The organism is Pseudomonas sp. zfem002 (assembly GCF_032621685.1).
GTDB classification, from domain to species: Bacteria; Pseudomonadota; Gammaproteobacteria; order Pseudomonadales; family Pseudomonadaceae; genus Aquipseudomonas; species Aquipseudomonas japonica.
This window is the reverse complement of the sequence record NZ_JAVYJH010000039.1, coordinates 1-18053: the sequence shown is the minus strand read 5'-3', so window position 1 is coordinate 18053 and position 18053 is coordinate 1. Positions and strand designations below refer to the sequence as shown.

At 64.5% G+C, this 18053-nt stretch carries 15 protein-coding genes; 8 read left to right on the top strand and 7 right to left on the bottom strand.

What is annotated here, in order from left to right:
* The first annotated feature begins 127 nt into the window (after window positions 1–127).
* On the top strand, window positions 128–1018 hold the full coding sequence (locus RTI28_RS28785; RefSeq protein ID WP_316923643.1) for an NAD(P)-dependent oxidoreductase: 891 nt from the start codon (window positions 128–130) through the stop codon (window positions 1016–1018).
* Here RTI28_RS28785 and RTI28_RS28780 read toward each other — a convergent pair.
* Complete coding sequence (locus RTI28_RS28780) at window positions 918–3176, bottom strand: EAL domain-containing protein (RefSeq protein ID WP_316923642.1); 2259 nt, start codon at window positions 3174–3176, stop codon at window positions 918–920. The two genes, RTI28_RS28785 and RTI28_RS28780, sit on opposite strands and share 101 nt — an antisense overlap.
* 280 nt (window positions 3177–3456) lie before the next feature.
* On the opposite strand from RTI28_RS28780, the gene RTI28_RS28775 reads away from it, so the two are divergent.
* Window positions 3457–4812 (top strand): MFS transporter, encoded by a 1356-nt coding sequence (locus tag RTI28_RS28775; protein WP_316923641.1) that lies wholly within the window; start codon window positions 3457–3459, stop codon window positions 4810–4812.
* A gap of 61 nt (window positions 4813–4873) precedes the next feature.
* On the opposite strand, the gene rapA is transcribed toward RTI28_RS28775, so the two are convergent.
* Entirely contained in the window at window positions 4874–7720 is a 2847-nt protein-coding gene (gene rapA / locus RTI28_RS28770) for an RNA polymerase-associated protein RapA (protein WP_316923640.1), read from the bottom strand.
* 209 nt (window positions 7721–7929) lie between these two features.
* On the opposite strand from rapA, the gene RTI28_RS28765 reads away from it, so the two are divergent.
* From RTI28_RS28765 to ccoM, 3 genes are all read left to right on the top strand, one after another.
* Window positions 7930–8274 (top strand): aspartate-semialdehyde dehydrogenase, encoded by a 345-nt coding sequence (locus RTI28_RS28765; RefSeq protein ID WP_316923639.1) that lies wholly within the window; start codon window positions 7930–7932, stop codon window positions 8272–8274.
* A gap of 44 nt (window positions 8275–8318) precedes the next feature.
* A complete protein-coding gene (locus RTI28_RS28760; protein ID WP_316923638.1) occupies window positions 8319–8489 on the top strand; it encodes a hypothetical protein in 171 nt (56 codons plus the stop codon).
* A gap of 134 nt (window positions 8490–8623) precedes the next feature.
* A complete protein-coding gene (gene ccoM, locus RTI28_RS28755; RefSeq protein WP_042122864.1) occupies window positions 8624–8740 on the top strand; it encodes a cytochrome c oxidase subunit CcoM in 117 nt (38 codons plus the stop codon).
* A 95-nt stretch (window positions 8741–8835) separates the two neighbouring features.
* On the opposite strand, the gene RTI28_RS28750 is transcribed toward ccoM, so the two are convergent.
* Window positions 8836–9564: an SDR family oxidoreductase gene (locus RTI28_RS28750; protein ID WP_316923637.1), complete on the bottom strand. Its 729-nt coding sequence runs from the start codon at window positions 9562–9564 to the stop codon at window positions 8836–8838.
* A gap of 100 nt (window positions 9565–9664) precedes the next feature.
* Here RTI28_RS28750 and RTI28_RS28745 point away from each other — a divergent pair, with 100 nt between their 5' ends.
* On the top strand, window positions 9665–10486 hold the full coding sequence (locus tag RTI28_RS28745; RefSeq protein ID WP_316923636.1) for a LysR family transcriptional regulator: 822 nt from the start codon (window positions 9665–9667) through the stop codon (window positions 10484–10486).
* On the opposite strand, the gene RTI28_RS28740 is transcribed toward RTI28_RS28745, so the two are convergent.
* Window positions 10450–11208, bottom strand: a complete 759-nt coding sequence (locus tag RTI28_RS28740; RefSeq protein ID WP_316923635.1) for an SDR family NAD(P)-dependent oxidoreductase — start codon at window positions 11206–11208, stop codon at window positions 10450–10452. The two genes, RTI28_RS28745 and RTI28_RS28740, sit on opposite strands and share 37 nt — an antisense overlap.
* A gap of 119 nt (window positions 11209–11327) precedes the next feature.
* On the opposite strand from RTI28_RS28740, the gene RTI28_RS28735 reads away from it, so the two are divergent.
* Window positions 11328–12245 carry a LysR family transcriptional regulator gene (locus RTI28_RS28735; protein ID WP_316923634.1) on the top strand — a complete coding sequence of 306 codons (918 nt, stop codon included), beginning with the start codon at window positions 11328–11330 and terminating at the stop codon, window positions 12243–12245.
* Here the strand turns inward: RTI28_RS28735 and RTI28_RS28730 are convergent.
* Window positions 12184–13398 (bottom strand): GAF domain-containing sensor histidine kinase, encoded by a 1215-nt coding sequence (locus tag RTI28_RS28730; protein WP_316923633.1) that lies wholly within the window; start codon window positions 13396–13398, stop codon window positions 12184–12186. The two genes, RTI28_RS28735 and RTI28_RS28730, sit on opposite strands and share 62 nt — an antisense overlap.
* Before the next feature lie 199 nt (window positions 13399–13597).
* Between RTI28_RS28730 and RTI28_RS28725 the strand changes: the two genes are divergently transcribed.
* Entirely contained in the window at window positions 13598–13921 is a 324-nt protein-coding gene (locus RTI28_RS28725) for a DUF2025 family protein (RefSeq protein WP_042122861.1), read from the top strand.
* On the opposite strand, the gene RTI28_RS28720 is transcribed toward RTI28_RS28725, so the two are convergent.
* Both RTI28_RS28720 and RTI28_RS28715 read right to left on the bottom strand, forming a co-directional pair.
* Entirely contained in the window at window positions 13918–16500 is a 2583-nt protein-coding gene (locus RTI28_RS28720) for an EAL domain-containing protein (protein WP_316923632.1), read from the bottom strand. The two genes, RTI28_RS28725 and RTI28_RS28720, sit on opposite strands and share 4 nt — an antisense overlap.
* 56 nt (window positions 16501–16556) lie before the next feature.
* Entirely contained in the window at window positions 16557–17633 is a 1077-nt protein-coding gene (locus RTI28_RS28715) for a diguanylate cyclase (protein ID WP_316923631.1), read from the bottom strand.
* Window positions 17634–18053 lie beyond the last annotated feature (420 nt).

Here is an 18053-nt window from a genome sequence, read left to right as displayed (position 1 = left end):
GCGACTGTATCAGCGCGTCTCTGGCGTGAGCGATAGGGTTTTACCCTATAAACCCTAGGGGTTTTCCCGTCGCGCCAGTTTCTGAATCGTCCAACCCGTCAACTTCTTTAACTGTCTGGAGCTGTAGATGAGCAATTCTCTGCCTTTGTCCCTGGGGTTCGCCGGTATCGGTCTGATGGGCCTGCCCATGTGTCGCCGGCTGCTGGCGGCCGGTCATCAGTTGACCGTGTGGAACCGCTCGCCGGACAAATGCGCGCCGCTGGTGGCGGCGGGGGCCCGTCAGGTCGAGCACCCCGGTGAGCTGTGTGATGCCGCCGATGTGGTGATGCTGTGCCTGGCCGATACCGGCGTGGTGCGCGAGGTGGTCTTCGGCGATGGCGGCATTGCCAGCAAGGCCAGGGCCGGTCAGTTGCTGGTGGATTTCTCCAGCCTCGAACCCACGGCCACGCGGGACATGGCCGCGCAGCTGCAGGCCGCCACGGGCATGAGCTGGCTGGATACGCCGGTGTCCGGCGGTACCCCGGGCGCCGAGGCGGGCACCCTGGCAATCATGGTCGGTGGCGAGGCGGCGGACCTGGAGCGCGTACGTCCGGCGCTATTGGCGCTCGGTCAGCGGGTGACCCATATGGGCGGGGTGGGCGCGGGGCAGGTGACCAAGGCCTGCAACCAGATGATCGTCGCCTGCAATGCCCTGGTGATCGCCGAGGTGGTGGCCCTGGCCGAGCAGTCCGGGGTCGCTGCCAGTCTGATCGCTGAGGCCCTGGCCGGCGGCTTCGCCGATTCGAAACCGTTGCAGATTCTTGCCCCGCAGATGGCCGAGAGTCGCTTCGAGCCGGTGAAGTGGCATGTGCGCACTTTGCTCAAGGACCTTGATACCGCAGTGAAATTCTCTCGCGAGCAGGGCTCGGCGACACCGCTCAGTGGCCTGGCCGCACAGTTGATGCGCCTGCATGGCAGTCAGGGCTATCTGGAAAAAGATCCAGCGACGCTGATTGATCTGTATCGCAGCAAGCCATGAGGCTTTCTTCGCGGTGGTTGAGGGTCGTGAGCACCCCGTGCAGGTCTTCCAGCGGCACCGGTCGGCTGAGCAGGTAGCCCTGGATGGCGTCGCAGCCCAGTTGCTGGAGGAAGTCGTACTGTTCTTCGGTTTCCACGCCCTCGGTGATCACCTTCAGGTGCAGGGTGTGGGCCATGACCATGATCGCCTGGACGATGTTGTTGTCGGCCCGTGAACGCGGCACATCCTGGATGAACGAGCGATCGATCTTCAGGGTGTCCAGGGGCAGGCGCTTGAGGTAGGCCAGGGAGGAATAGCCGGTGCCGAAGTCGTCGATGGACAGCGACACGCCCTGTTCGCGAATGCGCCGCAGCAGGGCGATGGTGCTGTGGATGTTGGCCATCAGGGCGTTCTCGGTGACTTCCAGCTCCAGGCGCCAGGCCGCCAGCCCGGCGCTGTGCAGAGCGTCCTCGACTTCCTGGGCCAGTTCCTCGCGACCCAGGGTGAGGGCCGAGCAGTTCACCGTGACCTTGAGATCGCCGAAGCCGTGCTGGCTCAGTTCCGCCAGGTCGTGGCAGGCCCGTCGCAGTACCCACAGGTCGAGCTCGGCGATCAGGCCGTTGGTTTCGGCGATGCCGATGAAACGGTCGGGACTGAGCAGGCCATGCTGCGGGTGCTGCCAGCGGATCAGCGCTTCCAGCTTGCTCACCTTGCCGCTGGCGAGCTCGTAGATCGGCTGGTAATACAGGCACAGGCCGAGGTCTTCGTGCAGGGCGATGCGCAGTTCCTCTTCCAGTTGCAGTTCGAGCGTGGCGCGGGTCTTGAGGTTGTCGCTGAAGAAGTGCGCCTTGTTGCGCCCGCTGCCTTTGGACTGGTACAGCGCCAGGTCGGCGTGCTTGAGCAGTTCGTCGCAGGTGTTGCCGTCGGTGGGGTAGAGGCTGATGCCGATGCTGGTGGTCATCACCATGCGTCGGCCGCCGAGGTCGATGGGGTCGCGGACTTTCTGCAGGATGCGCTGGGCGAGGCCGCGGGCCTCTTCCGGATGCTTCAGGTAGAACAGGATGCAGAACTCGTCGCCACCCAGGCGTGCTACCACGTCCTGGGCGCGGGTGGCGGAGTTGATGAGGTGGGCGATGGCCTTGAGCAGGCAGTCGCCAGCGTCGTGGCCGAGGCTGTCGTTGATGCGCTTGAAGTGATCGATGTCGAGGAACATCACCCCCAGCATGCCGCCGGCCTGGGCCCGTTCGGCGAGGCGCTCGGCGAAGATCTGGTTGAAGCCGCGGCGGTTGACCAGGTTGGTCAGGGCATCGTAGTGCGCCGCCTGCTGCAGCGAGACCCGTGCCTGATCCAGCTGGCTGAGCAGGGTGTTGACCCGTCGCAGGTCCTGTTCCTTGCTTTGCAGCTTCTTGTCCGACAGGGCGGCACTGATGCAACTGCCACTGATCAGCAGGGTGATCACGGCGATGGTCAGGCTCAGTTGCAGGCTGTTGTCGGTGACGGTCATCTGCGGTGCGGTCCCGCCCGGGAGGATCAGGCTCAGGGCGCACATGCCGGTGTAGTGGGTAGCGATGATGCCAGCGGCCATCACCACGGCGGCGCTGTACTTGAACAGAAGCGGGGAGGCACTGCGGCCCTGGCGCAGGTAGCGTGCCATCAGCAGCGGCAGCAGTGCGGCGACCAGCGCCACCACCACCGAGGCCGCCACCAGGGTCGGGTCGTAGTACTGCTGGGCATTTGAGCGCATCGCGGCCATGCCGGTGTAGTGCATGATCGCCACCCCCGCGGCGACGCACAGCGCCGCCATGCAGTAGTGGCGGGTGTGCGGCAATGGCTGGCCGAGAAAACTCATGGCCAGCAGCGCGGCGAACAGCATGATCAACAGCGACACGCCGGTGAGGAACATGTCGTAGTGGACGTCCAGCGAGGTCTCGAAGGCGAGCATGCCGATGTAGTGCATCGCCCACACGCTGCAGGCCAGGCAGCAGGCGCCGAGGACTTTCCAGCGGCGCCGCGCGCTGGCCTGTTCGGCATCGCCGATGCGCTCGATGATGTCGAGGGTGGCGAAACTGCCCGCGCACATCACCAGATAGGCGAGCAGGATCAGGTAGGGATTGTGGTGAGCCTCGATGGCGAAGTGTCCAGCCGGGTGTGCGGCGAGCAGCCTGTGGAGCCAATCCATAGCGCGCCTCTCAGTTCAGTCGAGTTTGCACTCGTCCCCCAAACCGCCTGGAGACTCTTTTGGAATTCATTATAGAAAGACCGAGTGATGTCATCGGAGTTAATGGCAGATTGATTTCAATGATTGGGGTATAAGCGTTATCGCCGAACGTTCTAACAGCGCAAATGGTTACAATTACCCGCCATCAGCCCGTTGCAAGATGGCAGACAGTGCCCGGAATGCCTTCTAGATTTTCAGCGGCGTGCAGCGCACGCCAAGAAAAACGACGAGGGATCGAACGATGCACAGCCCCACCCAAGCGGCCAATGCCTGGCGCATTCTGTTCCTGCTGTTCCTGGCCAACCTGTTCAATTTCTTCGATCGAACCATTCCCGCCATCGTCATCGAGCCGATTCGCCTGGAGTGGCACCTGAGCGATCTGCAGATCGGCCTGATCGGCACTGCCTTTACGCTGGTCTACGCCATTGCCGGCCTGCCGCTCGGACGTCTGGCCGATACCGGATCGCGGCGCAAGGTGATGGGCTGGGGGCTGACGGTGTGGAGCGGGCTGACCGCGGTCAACGGCATGGTCGGCAGTTTCTGGAGCTTCCTGCTGGTGCGCATGGGTGTGGGGATCGGCGAGGCCAGCTATGCGCCGGCGGCCAACTCGCTGATCGGCGACCTGTTTCCCGCCGAGCGCCGCGCCCGGGCCATGGGGATCTTCATGCTCGGCCTGCCGCTGGGGTTGCTGCTGGCCTTCTTCAGCATTGGCGCCATGGTCCAGTACTTCGGCAGCTGGCGTGCGCCGTTCTTCATTGCTGCGGTGCCAGGGCTGCTGCTGGCGGTGTTCGTGTTCTTCATCCGCGAGCCGGCGCGGGGTGCCGCAGAAACCGTGGCCTCGTCGCAGGCACCACTGGACCGGCCGCTGCGCCGGGTGCTGAGCATTCCCACGTTTGGCTGGCTGGTGCTGGCGGGGCTGGCCTACAACTTCGCCAGCTATGCCTGCAACTCGTTCATGGTGCCGATGCTGCAGCGCTATTTTCAGTTGTCGCTGCAGCAGGCGGCGGTGGCGACCGGGGTGATCGTCGGCGTGACCGGCCTGATCGGCCTGACCCTGGGGGGCTGGATCGCCGACAAGGTCCATCAGCGCAGGGTCAATGGACGCCTGCTGTTCGGCGCCTTCAGCATGCTGGTGGCGACGCTGGGCACCGGCGTCGCCCTGTATGCCGGGCGGGTGGAGATCGGCGTGTTCGTGGCCCTGTTCGGCATCGGCTGGCTGTTTGCCTACAACTTCTACACCTGTGTCTACACCGCCATACAGGACGTGGTCCAGCCGCGTCTGCGGGCGACGGCGATGGCGCTGTTCTTCGCCGGACTGTATCTGCTGGGCGGCGGGCTGGGGCCGGTGGTGGTGGGATCGTTGTCGGACCATTACGCCAAGGCGGCGATGCTGGAGGCGGAGGCGCTGGAGATGAGCGAGGCGTTCAAGGCGGTCGGCCTGCATGATGCCATGGGGTTGATCCCGCTGGCGTTGCTGATGACCCTGGTGTTCCTGCTGCTGGCGGCGCGGAGTTTTGCCCGGGATGCGCAGCGGATGAAGGCGGGGATGCTGGAGGAGGGTGGGGCGGAGGCAGGCAAGGGCGCCGAAGCCGTTTAGTACGTCGCGAACCTTGTGGGAGCTGGTAGGCCAGCTCCCACAGGTTTTATGTCGCTAGGACTCAACCGGCGACCAGCACCCGAATCGCCTCCAGCCGCAGCGCCGCCTTGTCCAGCATCGCCAGGCCATCCTCGCGCAGCTTGCGCAGCGCCACGATCTCGCTGTCACGCACCGTCGGGTTGACCGCCTGCAGCGCGGTCAGGCGCGCCAGTTCCTCGTCGGTTTCCGCCGCCAGGCGTCGTTGCGCTTCGGCCACGCGCTCGTCATGACGCGGCATGACCTTGGCTTCGCCGGCGTTGATGCGTGGCGTCAGCACGTCGCGCTGGGCCTGGATGAACTTGTTGGCGCTGGCTTTCGGCACGCTTTCCAACTGGTCATTGAGGGTTTCGAAGGCCACTCGCGGCGCCAGGTCGTTGCCGTTGGCGTCGAGCAGGCAGCGCAGCGCCGCCGGCGGCAGGTAGCGACCCAGTTGCAGCGCCCGCGGGGCGACCACTTCGCTGACGTAGAGCAGTTCCAGCAAGACGGTGCCCGGCTTGAGCGCCTTGTTCTTGATCAGTGCGACGGCGGTGTTGCCCATCGAGCCGCTTAGCACCAGGTCCATGCCGCCCTGCACCATCGGGTGTTCCCAGGTCAGGAACTGCATGTCCTCGCGGGACAGTGCCTGGTCGCGGTCGTAGGTGATGGTCACGCCCTCGTCGTCGCCCAGCGGGAAACTGGCGTCGAGCATCTTCTCGCTCGGCTTGAGGATCAGGGCGTTTTCCGAGTGGTCCTCGCTGTCGATACCGAAGGCGTCGAACAGGGTTTCCATGTAGATCGGCAGGGCGAACTGGTCGTCCTGCTCGAGGATCGCCTCGACCAGCGCCTGGCCTTCGCCGGCACCACCGGAGTTGAGCTCCAGCAGACGGTCGCGACCGCTGTGCAGTTCGGTTTCGAGACGCTCACGCTCGGCGCGCGCTTCGTTGATCAGCGCTTGCCACTGGCCATCATCGGTGTCCTCCAGCAGTGGCAGCAGGCGCGGGCCGAACTGATGCTGCAGGGCGTTGCCGGTCGGGCAGGTGGCGAGGAATGCATTCAGGGCCTGGTCGTACCACTGGAACAGGCGCTCCTGCGGGCTGTTCTGCAAGTGCGGCACGTGCAGCTCGATGGTGTGCTTCTGGCCGATCCGGTCGAGACGACCGATGCGCTGCTCCAGCAGGTCCGGGTGCGCCGGCAGATCGAACAGCACCAGATGGTGGGCGAACTGGAAGTTGCGGCCCTCACTGCCGATTTCCGAGCAGATCAGCACCTGGGCGCCGAATTCCTCGTCGGCGAAGTACGCCGCGGCGCGGTCGCGCTCGAGGATGCTCATGCCTTCGTGGAACACCGTGGCCGGGATGCCGGAACGCACGCGCAGGGCGTCTTCCAGGTCCATGGCGGTTTCGGCGTGGGCGCAGATGACCAGGACCTTGACCCGCTTGAGCATCTTCAGGGTATCGATCAGCCAGTCGACCCGCGGGTCGAAACGCCACCAGCGGTTTTCCTCGTCGCTGTCACCTTGGGCCTGGAAGCTGACTTCCGGGTACAGCTCGGCGTGCTCGCCGACCGGCAACTCCATGTACTGGTCGGGGCAGGGCAGCGGGTAGGCGTGCAGTTGACGCTGCGGGAAACCCTGCACCGCGGCGCGGGTATTGCGGAACAGCACGCGGCCGGTGCCGTGGCGGTCCAGCAGTTCGCGGATCAGGCGGGCGCTGGCCTGGGTGTCGCCATCGCTGACCGCGGCCAGCAGCGCTTCGCCCTCGGCACCGAGGAAGCCCTGGATGGTGGCGTGGGCCTTGTCTGACAGACGGCCATTGTCGAGCAGTTCCTGAACGGCTTCGGCCACCGGGCGATAGTGCTCGCTCTCGGCGCGGAAGGCGGCCAGGTCGTGGAAACGGTTCGGGTCGAGCAGGCGCAGACGGGCGAAGTGACTGTCCTGACCCAGTTGTTCCGGGGTCGCGGTCAGCAGCAGGACGCCGGGAATGACTTCGGCGAGCTGTTCGACCAGCGCGTATTCCGGACTGACCTGGTCTTCATGCCAGACCAGGTGATGCGCCTCGTCCACCACCAGCAGGTCCCAGCCCGCGGCGAACAGCGCGTCCTGGGCCTTGTCGTCCTCGGTCAGCCATTCCAGGGCGACCAGTGCCAACTGCGCGTCCTCGAACGGATTGCTGGCATCGCTCTCGATGAAACGCTCGGCATCGAACAGGGCGACCTGCAGGTTGAAGCGCCGGCGCATTTCCACCAGCCACTGGTGCTGGAGGTTTTCCGGAACCAGGATCAGCACGCGGCTGGCGCGGCCGGAGAGCAGCTGGCGATGGATCACCAGGCCGGCTTCGATGGTCTTGCCCAGGCCCACTTCGTCGGCCAGGAGAACCCGCGGGGCGATCCGGTCGGCCACTTCACGGGCAATGTGCAACTGGTGCGCGATCGGCTGGGCGCGCACGCCGCCCAGGCCCCACAGCGACGACTGCAACTGGCGGCTGGTGTGTTCCAGGGTGTTGTAGCGCAGCGAGAACCACGAAAGCGGGTCGATCTGCCCGGCGAACAGGCGGTCGCTGGCCAGGCGGAACTGGATGAAGTTGGACAGTTGGGTTTCCGGCAGGGTGCGCGCCTGGTTCTGCCCGTCGAGGCCGTGATAGACCAGCAGGCCGTCGATCGTCTCGACTTCGCGAACGGTCAGCTTCCAGCCTTCGAAATGGGTGATCTGGTCGCCTGGCGAGAAGCGCACCCGGGTCAGCGGGGCGTTGCGCAACGAGTACTGGCGCGTATCGCCGGTAGCCGGGTAGAGCACGGTCAACAAGCGGCCGTCCTGTGCCAGAACGGTACCCAGACCCAGCTCGGCTTCGCTGTCGCTGATCCAGCGTTGTCCCGGTTGATACTGCTGCGCCATACTGCCTGACTCCCGCCATGAAAAAGCTGACTATCTTAACGGATAGCGGCATCCAGGCCAAAGATTCCGGCTATCCGGCGGCCAGGCGGGTGTCGATGCCCGTTCGTCGAGCACCGTGCGGCCCCTGCAATATTGCCCGTGGACGCTGGTCGAAGCCTCAAGCCTGGATAGAACGCGCCGATATAAAGGGTGACAGGAGACCGAACGCCATGCTGCCACCGCTGATTCCGCTGAGCGCTGCCCCCATCACGCAGCAAATGGACCCGGTCAAGCCGACCCCGGACATCAAGCCCGTGGTGCCGGCGCAACCCTCTTCCAGCGAGGGCGCCATCGACCTCAAGCACCGCGACCCGGAGCAGGCCGCGCTGTTGCTGCGCGAGGAGCAGCGCCGCCGCCAGGGCCAGCGCCATGGCCAGCAGGGCGCCGACGAGTCCCCCGACGATCCCTACCATCCGCTGCCCGGCGATGACCTGAACGCCGACAACACCGTGCCGGTCGCCCCGCTGATGGGGGGCGAGAACCGCCAGGGCCTGCTGGTGGACATCGAAGTCTAGTCGGCTTCATCATGATGCCTTCGCTGTCCGCCTCCGAGCCCACCATGAGCCAAGACGACAACCTGATCGATTTCGGCGCCGAGCGCGCCCGTCGCATTCACGACCTCAACGACAAACGCCTGAACGAAGTGCGCAAGGCCTTCGAGCAGGCCATGCCGATCGCCAGCACCAGGAAATCGAAGAAAAAGCCCAAGGGCAAACCCGGCAAGCGCTGAAAATCTTGATGCAGGTCAAACCTGCACCCGCCTTCGGCGCCCGCTCGGGGCGCCATTGATTTCGGTCAATTTTCCCTCCCGGCACATTCGCTACTGTTCACTCATCGGACAGGCACAGGCAAATGGAGGCCGACATGTTCTTCGATAATGTGGTTGTCGCTGGCGTCGTCACGGTCGGATTGATGTTTGTTTTCTTCGCCGGTTTCGGACTTTTCATCTGGAAGGACTCGCAGAAGCGCAAAGACCGCTGATCCTTCCCGATATAACGAGCACGCAAGGCATTTAGGGCGACTTCGGTCGCCCATTTTTTTTGCCTGCGATTTCCCTCTGCGGCGCTGCTTCCCGCTCAGGGTTGCTGGCGCGTCGCCGCCAGGACGATCTCGCGGATGCACACGTGCTGCGGTTGCTGGTAGGCGTAGGCGATGGCATTGGCCACATCGTCGGCCGCCAGTACCTGGCCGCCCATGTCCTGCTGCTTCCATTGCTGGTAGCCCTGCCTGATGCCTTCGTCGGTGGTGTGGCCGAGCAGCTCGGTCTCCACCGCACCCGGGGCGATGGTCACCACCCGCACGTTGTGCGGCGACAGCTCCTCGCGCAGGTTCTCGGAAATCCCGTGCACGGCGAACTTGGTGCCGACATAGGCCACGTGATTGGGGAAGGTCTTGCGTCCAGCCACCGAACTGACGTTGATCAGGGTGCCGTGGTGGCGCTCGATCATCCCGCCCACCAGCAGGTGGATGCCGTTGAGCAGGCCCTTCACGTTGATGTCGAGCATGCGCTCCCACTGCTCCGGGTCCTGTTCGTGCATATGGCCGAGGAGCATCACCCCCGCGTTGTTGATCAAGGCATCGGCCGGACCGAAGGCGGCCTCGGCTTCGCGCACGGCGGCGGCGAAGGACTGGCGATCGCGGATGTCCACGGCCCGGCACAGGGTGTTGGGCAGGTTCAGCGCCTGCATCCGTTCCAGGCGTCGGGCCAGCAGCAGGAGCGGGTGGCCGGCGGCGGCGAACAGGCGGGCGCAGGCTTCGCCGATGCCGGAACTGGCACCGGTGATGATGATCAGGGGCTTGAGCATGATGACCTCCAAGGCATAATCGAATTGAATGACTGAATTCTATTGAGCGCGGAAAGGCTTGAGAAACGGCTTATTCCGCTGGCTGGCATCGGAAATGACTATGGATATACGACACCTGAAGGCGTTCATCGCGGTCTTCGAAGAACGCAACATCACCGCCGCCGCCCAGCGCCTGTGCGTGGCGCAGCCCTCGCTGTCGGTGACCATCCGCCAGCTGGAAGACGAACTGGGCGTGCAACTGTTCCAGCGTCAGGCCCGTGGCGTGGAGGTCAGCGAGCCGGCGCGGGTCCTGTATCCGCAGGCGCAGCGCATGGTGGCCGAGGCCGAGGCCCTGGGCAGGCAGTTTCGCGAAGGGCGGCGGCAGATCTCGCTGCAACTGGGGATCGAGGCGGATATCGCCGCGGCGCACGTGGAGTCGTTCATTCGCATGGCCAGCGCGGCCCTGCCACCGTTGCAACTGACCCTGCTCGACGGTTGCGCCGGCGACGCGCGCCTGGGGGTGGAGACCTTGTGCTGCGAGGACGAGCTGTTCCTGCCGTTGTGGGAGGAACCGTTCGTCCTGGCGCTGCCGGCGGCTGGTAGCGGGCAACGCTGGATCATCTGTCCACGGGACGCTTCTCACCAGCGCTTGCTCGGGTTCTACGGCGAAGCGGCGCAGGATGCGGTGGGACAGGCAGCGACCCTGCAGCAGGCGGTGTATCTGGTCGCGGCGGGGCTGGGCCAGGCGCTGCTGCCGCAGTCCCTGGTGGAGCATCATCCCGGCGTGCAGTGGCGCCCCTGCCAGGGCGCCGCGCCGAGTCGTCGGGTGGGTCTGTGCTATGCCGCCCAGGCCCTGCAACTGCCGGCGCTGGCGCAGTTGCAGGCGGCCCTGGGCGAACCCGCCACTCAGAGAAACATGCCGCCGGAGACCTCCAGGCGCTGACCGGTCACCCAGCCGGCGCCATCGCTGGCCAGGACAGCGATGGCCGCACCGATGTCATCCGGCAGGCCGACCCGGCCCAGCGCCGTATTGCCAGCGATGAAGGCGTTGACCCCTTCGTTGTCCCGCACCACGCCACCACCGAAATCGGTTTCGATCGCCCCGGGCGCGAGGATATTCACGCGGATGCCGCGGGCACCCAGTTCCTTGGCCTGGTAGCGGGTCAGCACCTCCATGGCGCCTTTCATCGCGGCATAGGCGGCATAGCCGGGCAAGGCGAAGCGGGTCAGACCGGTGGAGATATTGATGATCCGGCCGCCGTCGGCGATCAGCGGCAGCAGGTGCTGGGTCAGGAAGAACGGGCCTTTGAGCTGGATGTTCAGCAATTGGTCGAACTGTGCTTCGCTGGTCTCGGCGAAGGGCACGTTGATGCCGATCCCGGCGTTGTTCACCAGCACATCCAGGCTGGCCCGGGCAAAGTCGCGTTCCAGGGTGTCGCGCAAACTGCTGGCGAAGGTTGCGAAGCTGGCGCTGTCGCCCACGTCCAGTTGCAGCATGGCCGCGCGGGCGCCGGACTGTTGCAGGGTGCTCACCAGCGTCTGCGCCTCGCCGGCCTTGCTGTGGTAGGTGCCGATGATGTCGAAGCCCTGTTTGGCCAGATGCAGTGCGGCGTTCTTGCCCAGGCCACGGCTGGCGCCGGTGATGAGTGCGATCTTGCGGGACATGTGCGGTACCTCGTTGGGGACGTTGACGTTGAGAGAAGTCTATTGGTCGTTGTTTTCCTGATAGATCCACGAATTTCGGAAATACTGTTCGTCATTATCGAACAATAAGGTGTCCGCCCATGCTCAAGCCGGAACTGCTGCGTACCTTCATCCGGGTCAACGAACTGGCCAGCTTCACCCTGGCCGCCGAGCAACTGGGCCTGCCGCGCTCCACCGTCTCCGAGCAGGTCCGCACCCTGGAAAGCCAGCTCGGCGCGCGCTTGTTCAATCGCTCGACGCGGCGCGTGCAGGCGACCCAGGACGGTCTGCAACTCTACGAGCGGAGCAAGGAACTGCTCTCGCGCCTGGAGGAAATCGAAGGCCTGTTTCGCGCCGATCCGGCCGATCTCAGCGGCTGCCTGCGGGTCGACCTGCCGACGCGCATGGCCCGACGCATCATCCTGCCGCGTCTGCCGGCGTTCATGGCGCGCCATCCCGGGCTCAGCGTCGAGGTCAGTTGCACCGATCGCCAGGTCGACCTGCTGCGCGAGGGTTTCGACTGCGTGCTGCGCATCGGCGCGCTCAGCGACCTGGCGGTCGTGGCACGGCCACTGGGACGCCTGGCGATGGTCAATTGCGCCAGTCCCGCTTACCTCGAGCGTCATGGCACACCGACATCGCTGGCGGATCTGGACCATCACCAACTGGTGCACTACGTGCAAACCCTCGGCACTCGCAGCGCGGGTTTCGAGTATCAGCACGGCGGTACTACCCACTTCGTGGAGATGGCCGGTGCGATCACCGCGAACAATACCGATGCCTACGAAAGCGCCGCGCTGGCCGGACTGGGCATCATCCAGGTGCCGCATGTCGGTGTGCGCGACTACCTGGCGTCCGGGCGCCTGCGCGCCTTCCTGCCGCAACATGTACCGCCGAGCATGCCGATCTCACTGCTCTACGCCCGCCAGCGCTACCTGCCGCCGCGCGTGCGCGCGTTCATGGATTGGCTGGCGCAGTTGCTGACGGCGCAGCTCGATCCAGTGGCAGATACAGACTGAACAGGGTCCCGGCCTCGGCGGACGAGCGCACTTCCATGCGTCCGCCATGGGCAATGGCGATCTGCTTGGCGATATACAGGCCCAGCCCGAGACCGACCTGCGGTGCGTCCGAGGCGGGGTGGGAGAAGGGTTCGAACATCTGCGTCATGATTGCGGGGGCGATGGGTTCGCCGGTGTTGTGCACGCTGAGGACGAACTGATCGTCGAGGATGCCGGCGCGAATCCTGATCGGCCCGCTTTCGTCGCCATGCTGCAGGGCATTGGCGATCAGGTTGGAGAGCACCTGGCAAATGCGCTCGCGGTCGCAGTTCAGTTCCGACAGGTCGCCGATGTCCAGTTCGATCACCCGCAGCGGATGCACCCGCTGCAGTTCGGCGGCAACGTGCCGCAGCGCCTGGTCGAGGTCCGGGCAGGGCTGAATGTTCAGGGTGATGCCGTCGCCCAGGCGACCACGGGCGAAGTCCAGGACATCGCGGACCAGTTGGGTGGCGCGATGGCCGGAGGTGAGGATGTGCTCGGCAATGGTCCGTGAGCGCTCGTCGGTCAGGCGCTTGCTCAGCAGCTCGGCACCGGCGGTGATGGCGAACAGCGGGTTGCGCAGGTCGTGGCCGAGCACGGCGATGAACTTCTCCCGCAGGCCGGCGATTTCGCGTTCCTTTTCCAGGGCGATTTCGGTGCGCTGGACACTTTCCTCGCTCTCGATCTGGATCGACAGCAGGCGCGCGAAGGCCTCCATCATCGGTTGTATCGCGCTGCCCCTGAGCGCGCGCGGCAACGGATCGAGGGCACAGATGGTGCCGAAGAAACTGCCGTCGCTACGGAACACCGGTACCGCGATGTAGCTTTCGAAGCCGTACAGGCGTGGTGTCGGGTGTTCGCAGTACTCGTGGTCTTCGCTGGCGCGGTCGATGACGATGGTTTTTCGCGCCAGGCGGATCTCGTTGCACAGGGTGGTGGACACATCCAGCTCGCCGCCCACGGTGACCCCGAAGCCCAGGGTGTCGAGCACCGCCAGGGCCGTCCAGCGCGCTTCGGTGACCCGGGCGACGGCGGCGAAGCGCAGCCCGGTGGTTTCGCTGATGACCTGCAGAATGGCCGGAATCACGCTGATCCGGCCAATGGTAGCGCTGTCTGAAAGGGGGGCATTTTTCATCAGGAGTCGAACACCGGATACAAGCGTGGATTGCTAGTGTAGCGAGCATCCGCGGCTTGGAAGAAAATTCGGCACAAACGGTAGGCAATTTCCAGTACCCTTGCAGCATTCGAGCATTCCCGGCAGAGGACTGCCTCTTCTCTTGCGTGCCAACTCCTTTCGACCTGCATCCACTCGGGTGTTTTCAGCGAGGTTTGACATGCACATCACTTCCCAGGCCATCTGCGCCGCCGCCGACCAGCTCAAGGGCTTTGTCGGTTTCCACCGCAAGCTCGGCAAACACATCGTGCGTTTCAGCGAGGACTCGTTCGGCATGGACGTGGCCGACGACAGCATCACCCCCAGCAGCGAGTTCGTCTGGCAGGCGGGCGAGGGCGAGGTCATGACCCTCAGTCGCGAACTGATCGATGTCCTGCTGGAACAGAACGTCGACGACCGCCTCAATGTCAGCGAGCCGCTGCGGGTCTATCAACGGCGTCGCGACCTGCCGGAGATCATGGCCCAGCGCCGGCGCCTGGCCTAGCCGACCTGGTCGTGGGGGAGCGGATGGCGTTGCAGCAGGGCCTCGAACGCCTCCTGATCCAGCGGCCGGCTCAGATAGAAACCTTGCACTTCGTGGCATTGCTCCATGCCGAGGGCGAGCAGCTGCTGCTCGTTTTCCACGCCCTCGGCCGTCACCGTCAGGCCCATGGCCTTGCCCAGGTTGATGATGGCCTGGACCACGGCGCGGTCGTTGTTGTCGCTGCTGAGGCCGGCGACGAAGCGCTTGTCGATCTTGATGCTGTCGAACGGGTAGGTACGCAGGTAGCCCAGCGAGGAGTAGCCGGTCCCGAAATCGTCCATGTTCAGGCGCACACCGAGTTCTTTCAGGGCATTCATGGTGCCCAGCGCACCTTCGATGTCGTTGAGCATGACGTTCTCGGTGATTTCCAGTTCCAGGCGCTGCGCCGCGAAGCCGGTCTCGACGAGGATCTGGCGGACGTCGGCGACCACGTCGCTGCGCGAGAACTGCGCGGGTGACAGGTTGACCGAGACCAGCAACGGCGCCGGCCAGTCCCGGGCGATCTCGCAGGCGCGGCGCAGCACCCAGAGACCCAGGGGGACGATCAGGTCGGTCTGTTCGGCCAGGGGAATGAAGGTGTCCGGGCCGAGCAGGCCCTCGACCGGATGCTGCCAGCGCACCAGCGCCTCGACCGAGACGATCTCCAGGGTCTGCAGGCGGTAGCGCGGCTGGAAGTGCAGAACGAACTCGTGATTCTTCACTGCCCGGCGCAGATCATTCTCCAATTGCCGGCGGTACTGGATCTGCTGGTTCATCTCCGCCGAGAAATAGCGCCAGGTATTCTTGCCCTCGGCCTTGGCCTGGTACAGGGCGACATCGGCACAGCGAATCAGCTCGCCGGCATCGAATCCCTGCACGCGGGTCTGCGAGATGCCCAGACTGGCGCCGATGTGCAGGCCGTGTTCTTCATAGAGGATGGGCTGGTGCAGGCTTTCGATCAGGCGTGCGCAGAAACGATCGATTTCGTTGCGATTGTCCATATTGGCGATGACCAGGACGAACTCGTCGCCGCCCAGGCGCGCCACCAGGTCGCCGTCGCGGGTGCTTTCCCGCAGGCGCGCGGCCACCTCCAGCAGCACCGCGTCGCCGGCGGCGTGGCCGAGGGAGTCGTTGATCGGCTTGAAACTGTCCAGATCGAGCAGGATCAAGGTCAGCGGCGTCGCCTCCTGGCCTTTGAGCAGGGCCTGTTCGAGGAAACGCGAAAGCTTGTTGCGGTTGGCCAGGCCGGTCAGGGCGTCGTGCATCGATAGATGCTGGATGCGCGCATGGGCGGCGACTTCGTCGGTGATATCGCTGGCGGTGCCGCGAAATCCCGCGGGTTTGCCGTTCAGTCGAATCGGTCGTGCCGAGAGCCGGCAGAAGCGCAGCACGTTGTGCTGGTCGCGGTAGGCGCAGCGCAGGTGCGAGGCCTGTTGGCTGGTGGGTTCGTCGAGATCGTCGAGCCAGGCGCCGAGGGGAGTGGTATCGCCGCTGAGCAGCAGGTTCAGCGGTTGGCCGAGCCAGTCGCTGGTGCGGTAGCCGGTGACATCCACGAAGCGTTGCGACAGATAGGTCAGGCGTTGTTGTCGGTCGGTTTCCCAGATCCAGTCGGACGCTGCCTCGGCGACCGCGCGAAAACGCTGTTCGCTGGCTTCCAGCGCCTGATTGCTGGCCTGCAGGTGGTTCAGGTTGTCGTCGATCTCCCGCGAGGTGCGCAGCGCATAGCGGAAGAACCACACCATCAGCAACGCCAACACCAGCATGGCGCCGAGCAAGGGCGGCAGCATGGCCCAGAGCAGGTGATCGCCCGGGCGTGCCGGAGTCCACTGCAGGCTGTAGCCGAGTGGATCGAGGGACAGCGAGGGGGCATCCGCGAACTGCTGGTCCTGTTTGACGATGTGCATGCCGCTGAGGCCGGCGTCGTCGGCCAGGTTGTCCAGTTTGGACTGGGTCAACTGGTCGACGAACAGCAGCACCGACGTGGTTTGCGGGTCGACATCGAGCACTTTGTTGTCCGGGCGGATCGCCGCCGCGGTGAGGATCGCGGGCCAGCCGTTGAACAATACGTAGCGGCTCAGTTGCCCGCGCTCGACGGCCAGGGCGCGGGCTTGCCCGATGATCTCCGCCAGGGGGGCGTCGAGGTAGGCGCTGACCGCGGCTTCGCTCGGTTGTCCCTTGAACAGGGCGTACTTGGTGCGCTGGTCATCGACGACGAAGACCCCTTCATAGCCGCTGGCGCTGTACAGCGATTCTCCGACGTTCTTCTCTATATAGGCCCAGTGCCGGTCGGCTTCCCCATCGAGGTGCTGATAGGCGGCGTCCCATACGGCATAACTGGACAGAAACTGCCGGGAAGCGTCGAGTCGCTGCTGCAGGGCCTTGTCGGCGTAGAAGGTACTCTTGCTGCTTTCTCCCTGATTCAACTGATAGGCGATGTGGAACAGCGCGCCCAGCGCGACGGCGCACGCGAGGGTGAACAGCAGCGCGATGGCGACGATCAGCTTGCGCGCGTGCAGCCGTGGACGCGAACTGCTGGAAGGGGTGTTGGCGTTCCTGGCCATGGTGTGCCGGTCCTGTCGGGAAAACACCCGCGGCGCAGGCGTCGCGCGGGCGAACTTCACTCAGGATAGGCGACTCTCGCGGCGCTGCTGCTCGCGTCGGCGAAATTGACCTGGTCGCGGCCATTGTTCTTGGCGGTATACAGGGCGCGGTCGGCTTCATTGAGCCAGGCGACCGGATCGTCGAAATCGGTGCGGCAGAGGGCGAGCCCGATACTCAGGCTGATTCGCAGCTCTGGCTGGGATTCGTCGCGGTAGCTGGCGACCCGCTGGCGCAGGCGCTCCATGATGCGTGTGGCCTGTTCCAGGCTGGTCTCGGGGAGGATCACGCAGAACTCGTCGCCACCGTAGCGTCCGGCCAGATCGTCCTCGCGCAGGTTGCTTTTCAGTTCCTTGCTCAAATGCCGCAGCACGGCGTCGCCGACCACATGTCCGTAGCTGTCGTTGATGCGCTTGAAGTGATCGATGTCGATGATCGCGATCACTGCGCTGCGGCGTTGCTGCTGGCAGGTCTGGAACTTGAGTTGCAGCAGGTCCTTCCATGAGCCGTGGTTGAGCAGGCCGGTGAGGCTGTCGGTCCGGCTCAGGGCGCTGAGGCGGCGTTTGTGCTCGGCGAGCTGGATCGCCAGGCGATAGCACACCCAGCCCAGGGCCAGCGGGTACAGGGTCAGCATCGGCAGGCAGGCGTAGACCTGCTGGGTAGTACTGACCAGTTGCAGGCCCGGGCCGAAGATCGCCAGGCCCAGCAGGATACCGGCAACCTGGGCGACCACGCCGCGCAGGAACAGGCGCTGTCCGCCGGCGGCAACGTTGTTCATGGTCATCATCGACAGGATGGTGACGCTCGGCAGCGGATTGAACTGCATCGCGGCGGCCCAGAAGCCGCCGGTCATGGAGTCGATCAGCAGGCTGCGCTGTTCGGTCTGGTAGGGCGTCTGCGAGCGCAGGCCGAGCAGATAGGCGACATGGGGCCAGGCCAGCCCGTTGAAGAACATGGCGATCCACACCCAGGTCGGTGGGGCGAGGGGCTCCATGCCGGCATAAACGCCGAGCAGGCCGATGCCCATGCCGATGGTGCGCGGTGCATGGATCCTTCTGACAAATGAAAGTCCCTTGCCTCGTTTGTTGTCCGTCATGGTGGTCGTATTTTCCAGGGGGCGCCGTTTATCGCATAAAACGTCGGCCATTGTTGAACAATCACACAGGCTCAAGAATGGCCTTGTGAGCCATTTGAAGGGTGATCGGGCGCTCGTCTGCCGGCTTCTATATAGACGCGATTGCGTGCTGCAGGGGTTCAACGCCAAGTACGTGAAATTTTTGAAAATTTTCGAAATATTCCCTTGACGGGTCTTTTTGAATCGGTAGAATGCGCCCCCACAGACAGCGAGTGATCGCCGATGTAGCTGAAGCAAGTGTTTGAAGTTGAACGAGAAATTCTGAAAAACTTCAAAATAAACGCTTGACAGACTTAGAGGAAGGCGTAGAATGCGCGCCTCGGTTGAAGCGAAAGACTTCAGCCACCGCTCTTTAACAACTGAATCAAGCAATTCGTGTGG

Bases quoted from the DNA above. Each gene is read 5' to 3' on its own strand.
- RTI28_RS28745 (WP_316923636.1), top strand. From the start codon at position 9,665: ATGGATATACGACACCTGAAGGCGTTCATCGCGGTCTTCGAAGAACGC.
- RTI28_RS28715 (WP_316923631.1), bottom strand. From the start codon at position 17,633: ATGACGGACAACAAACGAGGCAAGGGACTTTCATTTGTCAGAAGGATC.
- RTI28_RS28730 (WP_316923633.1), bottom strand. From the start codon at position 13,398: ATGAAAAATGCCCCCCTTTCAGACAGCGCTACCATTGGCCGGATCAGC.
- rapA (WP_316923640.1), bottom strand. From the start codon at position 7,720: ATGGCGCAGCAGTATCAACCGGGACAACGCTGGATCAGCGACAGCGAA.
- RTI28_RS28735 (WP_316923634.1), top strand. From the start codon at position 11,328: ATGCTCAAGCCGGAACTGCTGCGTACCTTCATCCGGGTCAACGAACTG.
- RTI28_RS28760 (WP_316923638.1), top strand. From the start codon at position 8,319: ATGAGCCAAGACGACAACCTGATCGATTTCGGCGCCGAGCGCGCCCGT.
- RTI28_RS28750 (WP_316923637.1), bottom strand. From the start codon at position 9,564: ATGCTCAAGCCCCTGATCATCATCACCGGTGCCAGTTCCGGCATCGGC.
- RTI28_RS28725 (WP_042122861.1), top strand. From the start codon at position 13,598: ATGCACATCACTTCCCAGGCCATCTGCGCCGCCGCCGACCAGCTCAAG.
- RTI28_RS28740 (WP_316923635.1), bottom strand. From the start codon at position 11,208: ATGTCCCGCAAGATCGCACTCATCACCGGCGCCAGCCGTGGCCTGGGC.
- RTI28_RS28775 (WP_316923641.1), top strand. From the start codon at position 3,457: ATGCACAGCCCCACCCAAGCGGCCAATGCCTGGCGCATTCTGTTCCTG.
- ccoM (WP_042122864.1), top strand. From the start codon at position 8,624: ATGTTCTTCGATAATGTGGTTGTCGCTGGCGTCGTCACGGTCGGATTG.
- RTI28_RS28785 (WP_316923643.1), top strand. From the start codon at position 128: ATGAGCAATTCTCTGCCTTTGTCCCTGGGGTTCGCCGGTATCGGTCTG.
- RTI28_RS28780 (WP_316923642.1), bottom strand. From the start codon at position 3,176: ATGGATTGGCTCCACAGGCTGCTCGCCGCACACCCGGCTGGACACTTC.
- RTI28_RS28765 (WP_316923639.1), top strand. From the start codon at position 7,930: ATGCTGCCACCGCTGATTCCGCTGAGCGCTGCCCCCATCACGCAGCAA.
- RTI28_RS28720 (WP_316923632.1), bottom strand. From the start codon at position 16,500: ATGGCCAGGAACGCCAACACCCCTTCCAGCAGTTCGCGTCCACGGCTG.